This window comes from Sphingobacterium faecium, from assembly GCF_003054045.1.
GTDB lineage: Bacteria > Bacteroidota > Bacteroidia > Sphingobacteriales > Sphingobacteriaceae > Sphingobacterium > Sphingobacterium faecium.
Genome location: NZ_QBKH01000001.1, coordinates 342,862 through 354,828 on the forward strand (window position 1 = coordinate 342,862; position 11,967 = coordinate 354,828).

Annotated in this window: 9 protein-coding genes; all 9 read left to right on the plus strand. The window is 39.0% G+C overall.

Annotation, left to right across the window (positions count from 1 at the left end):
- The first annotated feature begins 126 nt into the window (after positions 1-126).
- The 9 genes from C8N37_RS01475 to C8N37_RS01515 all read left to right on the plus strand — a co-directional run bounded on the left by C8N37_RS01475 (position 127) and on the right by C8N37_RS01515 (position 11,928).
- Positions 127-3,108, plus strand: a complete 2,982-nt coding sequence (locus tag C8N37_RS01475) for a SusC/RagA family TonB-linked outer membrane protein (protein ID WP_211322177.1) — start codon at positions 127-129, stop codon at positions 3,106-3,108.
- Between the two features lie 184 nt (positions 3,109-3,292).
- Complete coding sequence (locus C8N37_RS01480; protein ID WP_108157218.1) at positions 3,293-4,858, plus strand: RagB/SusD family nutrient uptake outer membrane protein; 1,566 nt, start codon at positions 3,293-3,295, stop codon at positions 4,856-4,858.
- 31 nt (positions 4,859-4,889) lie between these two features.
- Complete coding sequence (locus tag C8N37_RS01485) at positions 4,890-5,942, plus strand: DUF5111 domain-containing protein (protein WP_108157219.1); 1,053 nt, start codon at positions 4,890-4,892, stop codon at positions 5,940-5,942.
- Positions 5,943-5,996: 54 nt separating this feature from the next.
- Entirely contained in the window at positions 5,997-7,025 is a 1,029-nt protein-coding gene (locus C8N37_RS01490; RefSeq protein ID WP_108157220.1) for a glycoside hydrolase family 53 protein, read from the plus strand.
- A gap of 393 nt (positions 7,026-7,418) precedes the next feature.
- Positions 7,419-8,288 carry a DMT family transporter gene (locus tag C8N37_RS01495; RefSeq protein ID WP_108157221.1) on the plus strand — a complete coding sequence of 290 codons (870 nt, stop codon included), beginning with the start codon at positions 7,419-7,421 and terminating at the stop codon, positions 8,286-8,288.
- 447 nt (positions 8,289-8,735) lie between these two features.
- Positions 8,736-9,326, plus strand: coding sequence for a Crp/Fnr family transcriptional regulator (locus C8N37_RS01500; protein ID WP_146170973.1), 591 nt, complete (start codon positions 8,736-8,738; stop codon positions 9,324-9,326).
- 174 nt (positions 9,327-9,500) lie between these two features.
- Positions 9,501-9,899: a response regulator gene (locus tag C8N37_RS01505; RefSeq protein WP_108157223.1), complete on the plus strand. Its 399-nt coding sequence runs from the start codon at positions 9,501-9,503 to the stop codon at positions 9,897-9,899.
- 234 nt (positions 9,900-10,133) lie between these two features.
- On the plus strand, positions 10,134-10,727 hold the full coding sequence (locus C8N37_RS01510; RefSeq protein WP_108157224.1) for an RNA polymerase sigma factor: 594 nt from the start codon (positions 10,134-10,136) through the stop codon (positions 10,725-10,727).
- Between the two features lie 169 nt (positions 10,728-10,896).
- Entirely contained in the window at positions 10,897-11,928 is a 1,032-nt protein-coding gene (locus tag C8N37_RS01515; RefSeq protein WP_108157225.1) for a FecR family protein, read from the plus strand.
- The last annotated feature ends 39 nt before the right edge of the window (positions 11,929-11,967 follow it).

The following is an 11,967-nucleotide window of genomic DNA, read 5'->3' on the forward strand; positions in this document are numbered from 1 at the left end:
ACAAAAATTGTAAGGGAGTAAACTTTTGTCGTCGTGATCTGGTAAAGGGTATAGACCCTCTTGATCTGTGCAGGCGTCAAAAGAGAGAGATAGCATTAAATTATATACGATTATAAATCTAAAAAAATGAAGGGTTTTACATTTAAAACAAGTGTATTGGGTTTGTCTTTGCTTTCTTGTTTAAGCGGGATGACCGATCTGCATGCGAGTATGATACCGCATAGCAGATGGACAAAACCCCTGCAACAAGAAATACGGGGTATTGTGCGCAATGAAAATGGGGAGGCTTTGGTTGGTGTGACAGTTATGATAGCGGGTACAACGGTAGGTACCTCGACATCAGATGATGGGTCTTATCGTATCCTGTTACCTAATGGGAAGTCGCAACTTGTATTTTCCATAGTAGGTTATAGCAGTCAAACGTTGACTGTGACTGGCCAAAAGCTGGATGTGCAGATGAAGGCTAGTGGTACAGTATTGGAAGAATTGGTCGTGATTGGCTACGGTAGTTCAAATAAAAAAGATCTGACTGGAGCGGTGACAACGGTAAGCAGTAAGGATTTTAATGCAGGATTGGTCGGTTCTCCAGAACAATTGATCAATGGTAAGACTGCTGGGGTGCAAGTGATGTCCAATAGCGGTTCGCCCTCTGCGGGAAGTACGATCCGTATCCGTGGCGGAGCATCGCTAAGTGCGAGCAACGATCCTTTGATTGTACTGGATGGTGTGCCTTTGGAAACGGGGGGTATCAGTGGTAATAGTGGCAATTTTTTAAGCTTGATCAATCCCAATGATATCGAGAGCATGACGGTATTGAAAGATGCCTCTGCAACGGCTATTTATGGTTCTCGGGCATCCAATGGGGTTTTGTTGATCACCACAAAAAAAGGAAAAGGGGATACCTTACGACTTTCATTTTCGTCGATCGTATCGATGCAGCAGGCTTTGGGGGTTGCGGACATGATGTCACGTGAAGAATTTGCAGATCTGATCAATACCAAAGGTACTGCAGCACAGAAAAATTTATTGGGCAATGCTTCTACGGACTGGTTGGAAGAAGTTTTCCAACAGGCGATGGGTACTGATAATAATGTGAGCTTGCAGGGTAAAATAGCCAAGACATTACCGTTTCGTGCTTCCGTTGGTTATTATGATCAACAGGGGACCTTGCGAACGGATAGGAGCGAACGCATCACAGGTGGAGTGGTGCTGACGCCAACTTTTTTTGATCAGCACTTATCTGTAAATCTGAATTTAAAAGGTGCCAGAAACAACAATCGTTTTGCGAACACGGATGCCATATGGTCTGCCATAGCATTTAATCCGACACAACCGATCTATTCGGGAGTGGACGCCTATGGTGGTTATTACGAAAGTTTGGACAATGCGGGGCTCCCAGCTACTGGAGCTAATCTAAATCCGCTGGGTCTGATCAAACAAGAGAAACATCGTAGTACTGTCAATCGAGGTATCGGAAATCTGGATATGGATTATAAGTTTCATTTTTTACCAGCTTTAAAGGCACATGTGACCATCGGGTATGACTACGCTAAGGGTAGTGGTTCTAATCATATTCCAGCAAGTGCGGCAAATAATTTTTTGATTGGTGGTGCATATGATGCGTATGAGCAGACCCTTAAAAATAAATTATTTACAGGTTATTTGACATATAATAAAACTTTCCCCAATATCAAAAGTACCGTAGAGTTTACGGCAGGACACGACTATCAGCATTGGAGCTCAACAAGACCTGCCATTAGTTATTTTAATGAAGCCGGAGATTTGCGTTCTACAGGGATCGCTTCGGACGAAAGACACACCTTGATTTCTTGGTATGGCCGACTTAATTATAATTACGATAGCCGCTATCTGTTGACTGCCACGATCAGAAAGGACGGTACTTCCAGATTTAGTCCAGAAAATCGTTGGGGAACATTTCCATCGCTTGCACTGGCTTGGAGACTTTCGGAAGAATCTTTTTTAAAAGATGTATCTTTTTTGGATGATCTAAAACTTCGTGGTAGTTATGGGATCACAGGGCAGCAAGAAGGGATCGGTAATTACGAATATCTGCCTGTGTATACCCAAGGTACTACCTATGCGCAATATCGTTTTGGCGATCAATACCATCTCGTTTACCGTCCATCGGTCTACAACAGAGATCTAAGATGGGAAACAACAAAAGCCTTTAACTATGGCTTGGATTTTTCATTATGGAAAGCACGAGTTTCTGGTTCTGTCGAATATTATACCCGTAAAACACATGATCTACTAGCCAATGTACCTGTTGCTGCAGGGACAAATTTTGATCAAAATGCGACCATCAATGTGGGTAATGTGGAAAGCAGAGGTTGGGAGTTTCAGTTAAATACGGTGCCTATTCAGACCGATAATCTACGATGGGAAGTAAATATCAATGCCACCAATCAACATACTCAGGTGACCAATATTGCTCTGGTACAGGACGCTTCATCCGTAGGAACTTATGTAGGACCGGTAGTCAGTGGACGGGGTATACAGATATTGACCACAGGATACCAACCGTATATGTTTTATGTCTATAAGCAGTTATATGATGATGCTGGAAAACCATTAGAAGGTATCTATGCTGACCTAAATGGCGATGGAGCTATAGATGAAAAGGATCTATACCGGTATGAATCACCTGCTGCGAAGTGGTTATTTGGTTTCAATACGCAATTGTCTTACAAGAAATGGACAGCGTCTACGACTTTGAGAGCTAATCTAGGTAATTATGTGTTCAACAATACGAAAATGAATCTCAGCGCTTGGGAGACTGTACAGTACGTAGACCCAGCACTTAATAATCTGCATCGCGATTATTTCAATACGGGATTTCAAAGCAGACAATATTATTCAGATTATTATGTTGAAAATGCTTCGTTCTTACGGATGGAAAACTTTTCGCTAGGCTATAATTTTGGGAAGATCGGAAAGGTGTCCAATCTACGAGTGGGTGCTATCGTGCAAAATGTATTTGTGATCAGTAACTACAGCGGTAATGATCCGGAGGTCCCTAGTGGCTTTGATAGTTCCTTCTATCCGCGTTCCCGCACGTATTCTTTAAGCTTAAATTTAGATTTTTAACCCTTTTAAAAACCAAGTTCATGTCCGATGAAATCCTCATGAATACCTGTTTACATACAGCGATGAATAGGGCTCATGATCGCTTCATAAACGATAAAAACACTGCGGGCAGCATGCCTAAAGAAACAATCAACTTGTGAATATATAAATCGAGCTTACGAGCTCACAACGTAATGATATACTGATGAAAAACTTGAAAATATATAGCTGTAGCATACTATCGATCTTTCTAATGCTGTTTTCATGCACCAAGGATCTCGATCAATATCCTACAGTACAGACCACATCTGAAGCCGTATATACTTCAGTAGCTGGTTATCGTTCGGTACTGGCAAAATTATATGCTTCTTTTGCTGTCGCCGGAAATGGTCGTGGAGATGCCGATCCAGATATGGCAGGAGCAACAGCTTCATGGGGTTACCTGCGCGTTTTCTTTAATTTGCAAGAGGTGCCCACAGATGAGGTTATTTATACTTGGGCCGGTGGTGATAACATGGAGGATATACAGTACGTAAAATGGGGCGCATCCGACACTTGGGTGAATGCCATGTACTACCGTATCTACTATTCAATTGCATTATGCAATGAGTTTTTAAGGAATGTGACGACAGAAAAATTAGCCGCTTTTGATCCTGCAGAACGTGCCGAGATTGAGCGGTTTGCTGCCGAGGCTCGTTTTCTACGCGCTTTAACGTATAGCCATGCCATGGATCTGTACGGCCATGTTCCTTTTGTAACAGAGAAAGATCCTGTTGCTGCATTTTTTCCTCCTCGTATAGCAAGAGCTGATCTTTTTAACTATATCGAACAAGAGCTAATCGCTGTTGCAGACCTGTTGCCCGAGGCACGTCAAAATCAGTATGGTCATGTCAGTCGAGCTGCCGCTTGGGCTTTGCTTGCTAAAAACTATTTGAATGCGCAGATCTATACCGGCACAGCACGCTACGCCGACTGTCTGCTATATAGTAAAAAGGTGATCGATAGTGGACATACGCTGCATAATGACTATAAACAGCTGTTTAATGCTGATAATGATAAACGGTTGAATGAAATTATTTTTCAAATTCAAGCTGATGTAGCCCATACGACAAGCTGGGGGGCAACAACTTATTTGGTCAATGGTCCTATCGTGGGAAGCATGCAGGCTGCAGATTACGGCGTGATCTCTGGATGGAACAGTTTCCGTACCCTGCGTGAATTTGTTTCTATATTTAATGCTAACGATAAGCGAGGCGATTTTTGGACTAAAGGGCAATCTTTGGATGTCGATGATCCGGCTTCTTCTAGTCAGGGATATGGTGTGGTAAAATTTACCAATTTAAATGATGACGGCACTTACAAAACAGATGAAGGTCTAGTGAGTACCGATTTTCCAATGATTCGTTTGGCTGATAGTTATTTGATGTATGCCGAGTCCGTTCTACGTGGTGGTGGCGGTAATATTCAAGAGGCGCTCAATCTGGTGAATCAGATTCGTCAACGCGCTTATAAAGGTTCCGCTGGCGCTATTACACAGGCACAGCTTACGTTAGATTTTATCCTTGACGAACGTGGAAGAGAGCTTTTTTGGGAATGTACAAGACGGACCGATCTGATCCGCTTTGGACGCTTTACAGGTAATACGTATTTGTGGCAATGGAAAGGTGGGACTGTCAATGGAAGTAGTGTAGATGCAAAGTTCAATCTGTATCCGATACCGACTACTGATATGACTGCCAATCCAAATTTAGTACAAAATACAGGTTACTAAATAAGCTATTTATTATCCAATTACACCGATTATGAAAAAATTGATTATTTACACGTTGGCCTTTCTTTTATTTTCTTGTAAAAAGGAAGGCGGTGAGCCCGTCCTGACAGGTTTTGAGGCAGCAATGCTCCATAGCAGCACAACAGATGTTCTGTTGACATCTACTGATCGTAAAAGTCTGGCATTGCAACTGGTATGGGATGAGTCGAATTTGACTAGTGCACAGCCAATCGCTCCGTCTACGCTTCAGCATACCGTTGAATTTGCCGCAGAAGCGACATTTGCCGTGATTGCTAAAAAGAGCGAACAAGTGGCGCCATCTTTGAGTTATACCCACGAACAATTGAATAGTTTAGTAACCGCTATGGGCTTTGAACCTGGGAAAAAGAAAACTTTATATGCACGTGTTTCGACACGTCTAGCACGTAATGTTGATGTCGTATATAGTAATGTGATCGCCATAGCGGTGACGGCTTATGAACCTATTGTTGATGCCCAATACCTTTATATGGCCAATAAGGAACTGACACAATTTCCATGGAAGATATGCTCGCGTAAGGAAGATGGTTTCTATGACGGATTTGTACAGGTAGACCAATGGTTTAACTTCTACCTGACCAATGAGGAAAGCGCCAATGCGTCTGTGATCTATGGTTCTTATCCATTGGAAGGTAGCCAATATATTCTGTATAGTGGAGATGATCGTTGGAATAGTTGGACCAGCAATGGGGGATACCTGTACCTGACTGCCGATGTCAATAAATTAAGCTGGAAAGAGACGGTCGTCGAATCCTTGTCCGTCACCGGTGATTTCAATGGATGGAGTGCGTCTGCTACACCCATGACTTACGATAAAACGGAGAAATTGTGGAAAGCAACGATTACGAATACAGTTGCGGAGCAATGGGGGATCAAGGTCTTGATCAATGGCAGCTGGACGTGGTTTTTTGGAGCTGCAGAGGAAGCAGGAACCTGTCATTTATATACGGCAGACGCCAGTGGTTTTGTATATGACAAGATCGGAACACATACGCTTGTACTCGATCTGAGCGATCCTAAAGCATTTAAGTACTGGGTGCAATAGGTTGCTGTTTTGGGGTAAGGGAAAGAATAATAGGTCGGTTTTAAAAAGAATGAGATGAAAAACTTAGTAATAGATTTACGATTTTACTTGATTTGTTTATGCTTCAGCTTATATAGCTGTAGCGATGAAGGGGTGGCACAGCCGATACAACAAACGGGCCATTTAGCTCAAGGTGCTGATGTCAGTTGGATCACAGAAATGGAAGCTTCGGGTGTACAGTTTTACAATACGGGGGGAACTTCAGTGGACGGTATGAAGCTCGTCCAGTCATTAGGGGTCGATGCTGTCCGATTGCGGGTATGGGTAAATCCTCAAAATGGATGGTGCAATCAAGATGATCTTTTGGTAAAAGCACGACGCGCAAAGCATCTGGGGATGCGCTTACTGATCGACTTTCATTATAGTGATACTTGGGCAGATCCCGGACAGCAGAACAAACCAGCTGCTTGGTCAACATTATCTTTTAGTGAATTAAAGGCTGCTGTAGCATCCCATACGACATCTGTATTGCAATTGTTGAAAGATAACGGTATCCAACCAGAATGGGTACAGGTAGGCAATGAAACCGGAAATGGGATGCTCTGGGAGGATGGAAAAGCTTCGGTCAACATGGCTAACTATGCTGCGTTGAATAATGCAGGATATGATGCGGTGAAAGCGATTTTGCCAAATAGCAAGGTGATTGTACATCTGCAAAATGGTCAGGATAACAGTTTGTTCCGTTGGCTTTTTGACGGGTTAAAAAATAATGGTGGTAAGTGGGATGTGATCGGAATGTCGTTATATCCCAATAAAGAAAACTGGGAAGCTTATAATACGGCTTGTATCAACAATATCAACGATATGATCGGCCGTTATCAATCGGAAGTGATGATCTGTGAGGTGGGGATGAGCTGGGATGAAGAAGAGGTTGCAGAACAATGGTTGAAGGAATTGTTGAAAGCGGCAAATGGGATTCCGAATCAAAAAGTATTGGGGATATTCTATTGGGAACCTTTGGCTTATGCCGGGTGGAATGGATATACTCTTGGGGCACTTGACAATAACGGTAGACCAACAAAAGTATGGAATGCCTTTAAATAAACTGCATCTGTTTAATCGGTTGTAAAGGGCAAGTTGTTAATGTTCAGGGTGTTAGATCCATTTGCGAATAAGAGGAATTTGTTGTTTTAATAATCTATGTTAGTAAAAGCCACTTTAAGAAGTGGCTTTTTACATATAGCATTGGACAGGACGTGATGTAAAAACTTATCATCGTCGATTATTCAAAATGATTCTTAATTTTGAATTGTAATTAAATAAAAAAACAACTACTTTTAAAAGAAAAATTATGAACGGAAAAAGTTGCCTTCCTCCTCCAATCCTTTAATGTCCTATTCAAATAGATAGACATGACTACGGCTTAACAAGTTGTATACGATCTGTCATGTCTAATTTTTAGATATTCATTATTAGAATTAAATAAGGTAATTTTTCATGAAAAAATCATATTTGCTATTACATATAGCAGTAATACTCGCTGGATTTACAGGAGTTTTTGGTAAACTGATATCGCTAAACGAGGGATTATTAGTATGGTATCGCGTTTTGTTTTCCGCAATTATATTATTTTTTATTTTAACATTTTTTAAAAAAGATGTAAAACAATCCATAGCAGAGAAATTTAATATAGCCTATGTAGGTTTATTAATTACCACCCATTGGATCTTTTTTTACGCGAGCATTAAATATTCCAATATCTCGATAGGAGTTGTCTGTTACTGTCTGACCAGTCTATTTACAGCCATTTTTGAACCGCTGATTAATAAAAAGCGATTTTCTATAGCACAACTTTTATTAAGCGGTCTGACGTTGTTAGGGATCAGTCTTATTTTTCATTTTGATTCATCCTATCAGCTGGGTATAGTACTTGGAGTCATATCTTCTGCATTTGCGGCACTTTATACGGTTTTTAATGAACGATTGGTACAAAAGCACAACAGTATCGTGATCAATTATTATCAAATGCTAGGAGGAACCATCGGATTGGGTTTATTACTGCCCGTTTACCTCCAATTTTTTCCTGTAGCAACTTGGATACCTTCATCAACAGATTTTTTTTATCTGCTGCTACTATCAGCTATTTGTACAGTGACCCTATATGTTTTATTCACAGAGGTTTTGAAGGTAATTCCAGCATTTACCGTCAATTTGAGTTTCAATTTAGAACCGATTTATGCTATCATATTAGCGTTTATATTTTTTAATGAAGGAAAAGAAGTAAATTCTTCCTTTTATATTGGATGTAGTTTTGTGCTGCTGTCCGTGATACTGCAAAGTTTTTTTTCAAAACCTAAAAATACATAAATCAGAAAGCCGTTTACATATGATGTGAACGGCTTTATTATTAAATCAAAAAATATGAATTGCTTATGAGAAATCAAAAACGATGTAGACAGGGAATTTGCAGCCTGGCCTTCACCTTTTATGCATGGGTGGAAACCAGTGGTACGATCCATGAAAGTGAGCCAATTGGAATTTGAATAAAGTTAAAGCAAACACGTTGATTATCGCAGATCTCTATATGATGCTTCTTTTATGTAGGTATTCAGCATTATTGACTCCTGAACTTTTTTTTTCAAAACTCGATAGCTGCATGAATACCGAAGTCCTCTATCCTCTGGAAAAATACGTTCAGCAATCAAGCTGTTCGTGAAAATTATAGGTAATACAACATTTCAGTCGGTTGTTTGATCATATTAACGTATTAAAAAAGTATCTATATTATTTCAATTTTGCAAGTACCCTTTACAGATGAATATTTCAATGCTTTATCCCTACATCACCCAAAAATTTGCACATTTTAATCTCAATGAGGAAGAAATGTACGAACTATCTAAAATTTTGACTTTCAAAAAATTTCATCGAAAAGAAATCTTGTTTTTTGATGGTGAACGTGTGAATACCATTGCGCTGATTGTGGAAGGTTCCGCTTATTCCAGCATTTTAGATGTTGATGGAGTCGTGCGGATTACGAGCTTTCACTACCCCTCTTCTTTATTGGAAATTGTTTTCAATTATGAAGATTATTTACAAAATATGCCCTCTCAGAAGATTTATAGAGCTTACGAAGATGTTTTACTTCTACTTTTAGATATTGCAGCTGTTAAACGTTTGTATGAAAAATTTCCAAGATTTTATCAATTGGAACTTATGATTATGGAACCGAATTTTGTGATCGCGTTAAAAAATGTAAGGATACTACAAGCTAAAACTGCAACTGATAAAATAAAATTACTAAAAGATTATTTTCCTCAAATATTTCAGATATTTCCGTACAGTTATATTGCATCATATTTGGGTATCCATCGCAACACGTTCAAAAAAGTGATGACCAGTATCTAGATAAAGCATGTTAAGGTGTTTATTTGACTTTAAAAAGCCATGATAAGGCATAAAATTAATGCTTTTAAATAGCGGGATGGATGCATATATTTCATGAAGTTTGAAATAATATAAGCGATATTTTTTGCACATTTTTGGGCATCTTCTCTTTTTTGTTGATGTTAATTTTGGGCAATGGTTACAGGATTAATTAATAAAAGAAAAATAAGTATTGCAGTGGCAGATGATTCTCCTATTATTAGACAAATGCTCTCATTACTCATAGAGAAAGATGAACGTTTTAGATTAGTTGGTGTTTTTGAGGACGGATCTGAATTAATTTCTAATATCAAGGAAATGAGTGGTTCGTTATCTGTTTGTTTACTGGATATTATGATGCCTCAATATAACGGTATCGAAACTGCTGGAATTTTGCAAGTTGAACATCCGGAATTATTAATTTTTGGATATAGCTCTTTCAGTGAAGGGCCATTGGTTGATGAAATGTATCAAAATGGTGCAAAGCGCGTTTTTCAGAAAGGTAAATGTACTGTTACACAGCTTTTAGATGTAATATATGAAGAATTTATTTGAAGTGATCGAAAAGAAGAGCAAGTTGGCCAAGGGGAAATAACTCGCTCTTATGGTTTATAATAACAAAGTCTGTCATAGCTATTCTTTATTTTTGAATTTAGGCTCATGTCAATGGTTAGGAATCATACGAATTTTAAATGTTCGGTGCTTTAGAAACTTTTAAACATTTTTTATACATTTGAAAAGGAAGATTTTCATCATAATAGCTCATCCTGAAAAATCTTGCATTTACTTATGGATTCCGATTTACAAATATGGCAGCTGTTCCAGGTTGGACATGAAGCATCGTTTAAAGTCCTCTTTGAACGATACAACCAACCTTTGTATAACTATGGATTCAAATTTACACAGGATAATGCTGTTATTGAAGATAGCATACAAGAATTATTTGTCAAATTGTGGAGTAATAAAGAAAATTTAAATACCGAGGTATCTGTTAAAAACTATCTGTATAAATCATTTCGTCGTATTTTGATCAAAAATATTGAGCAGACCATAAAGCGTGCCCACGTGACAAACTCAGCTATCGAGCATCTTCCTTTTACCATCGAATTGCCCCATGATGTCAGCATGATCCGTCAGGAGCGTGTGCTAGAGATCAAGGATAAACTGGATCAAGCGTTGTCCAATATGACCCCTCGTCAACGTGAAATCATTCATCTTCGTTTTTTTGAAGAACTCACTTATGCGGAAATTGCAAGTATTATGGGATTATCGACCAAGGATACTTATAAACTGTATTATCGAGCATTAGATAATCTGAAGAAGCATTTTGGAAAATTTGGCGTTTTGGTGCTTTTGCATCTGTTGAACCAAGTCAAAATATAAATCAAGTACTCCAAAACTTGAAGCCATCAACAAACGACGATTCCTGCGTTGTTAATAATAAACAATCTCTTAAATTGGGTATTTGTTAATCATTTTAGAAATTTTTTAAAAAAAATAAAATTTATTGGGGTAAAATGTTGAAAAGAGGTGTATCTATATAAAAAAGGTTATGGATCCTCAATTTTTAAAATACAAAAATTATAAAGCAGCAGATTTTTTCGATGATGAAGACTTTGTTCACTCCAAGTTGGGGCAGATCGAAAATGATAAAGATTTTTGGAAAAGATTGGGAGCACATGATCGTGAACTTGCCGTTCAGATGGACATCGCTGAGCTATGGATGACATTGATCAAGCAGCAACCAGTTACGAACAGAGGGTTCACGACCGATCAACGGTGGGAAAACATTCAACATGCAATTCCTTCCTATTCGCGAAAACAAAATCAACAACTACTGATTCGAAAAATAGTCAAATGGACTGCGCGTGCAGCTGCAATCATTATTTTTATTTTTATCGTCTATGATATCAGCCAATTCGGAACGAAATCGACCAATACCACATATGGTGAACGTACGGAAGTATTACTACCAGATGCTTCCCTGATTAACCTGAATAGCAACTCTAAGTTGTCTTATGTTAGGAACTGGAAAACGGACAAACCTCGGGAAGTATGGTTCGAAGGTGAAGGTATGTTTGAGGTAAAGCATACAGCTATCAAAAACCGTTTGCGCGAGAATGATCTATTTGTTGTACATGTAGGCGAGCTGTCTTTAACTGTGCTCGGGACCAAGTTTAATGTAAAAGATCGCCGTGGCCGTATCGAAGTCACCCTTTTTGAAGGAAGCGTCAAAATCTATGGAAAAAATGGGGTGGATAGATTGCTCAAGCCCGGAGAGACATTTATTTATGACGAACAGTCAAAAGCTAATGAAATTGTTCCCAACACCAATCCATCTAAAGTATCATCATGGACCCGTGGTGAGCTCAATATAGAACACAGCAACCTGGCTCATATCGTCAGTGTGCTAGAAGATAATTATGGTTATCAAGTCATTGTCGAAGATCCAAGTCTTTTGAATAAGCGTTTCACCGGAATAATTCCATTAAAAGGAATTGATGATGTACTCTTTGTGATCAAACATACCATGAACGTCGATATCGTCGTAAAAAACAAACAAATAATAATAAAACCTAACTAACTAACTAACTAACTAACTAACTAACTAACTAACTAACTA

Excerpts from the sequence above, each read along its gene's own strand:
- C8N37_RS01490 (WP_108157220.1), top strand. The coding sequence starts at position 5,997 with ATGAAAAACTTAGTAATAGATTTACGATTTTACTTGATTTGTTTATGC.
- C8N37_RS01475 (WP_211322177.1), top strand. The coding sequence starts at position 127 with ATGAAGGGTTTTACATTTAAAACAAGTGTATTGGGTTTGTCTTTGCTT.
- C8N37_RS01500 (WP_146170973.1), top strand. The coding sequence starts at position 8,736 with ATGAATATTTCAATGCTTTATCCCTACATCACCCAAAAATTTGCACAT.
- C8N37_RS01480 (WP_108157218.1), top strand. The coding sequence starts at position 3,293 with ATGAAAAACTTGAAAATATATAGCTGTAGCATACTATCGATCTTTCTA.
- C8N37_RS01510 (WP_108157224.1), top strand. The coding sequence starts at position 10,134 with ATGGATTCCGATTTACAAATATGGCAGCTGTTCCAGGTTGGACATGAA.
- C8N37_RS01505 (WP_108157223.1), top strand. The coding sequence starts at position 9,501 with ATGGTTACAGGATTAATTAATAAAAGAAAAATAAGTATTGCAGTGGCA.
- C8N37_RS01495 (WP_108157221.1), top strand. The coding sequence starts at position 7,419 with ATGAAAAAATCATATTTGCTATTACATATAGCAGTAATACTCGCTGGA.
- C8N37_RS01485 (WP_108157219.1), top strand. The coding sequence starts at position 4,890 with ATGAAAAAATTGATTATTTACACGTTGGCCTTTCTTTTATTTTCTTGT.
- C8N37_RS01515 (WP_108157225.1), top strand. The coding sequence starts at position 10,897 with ATGGATCCTCAATTTTTAAAATACAAAAATTATAAAGCAGCAGATTTT.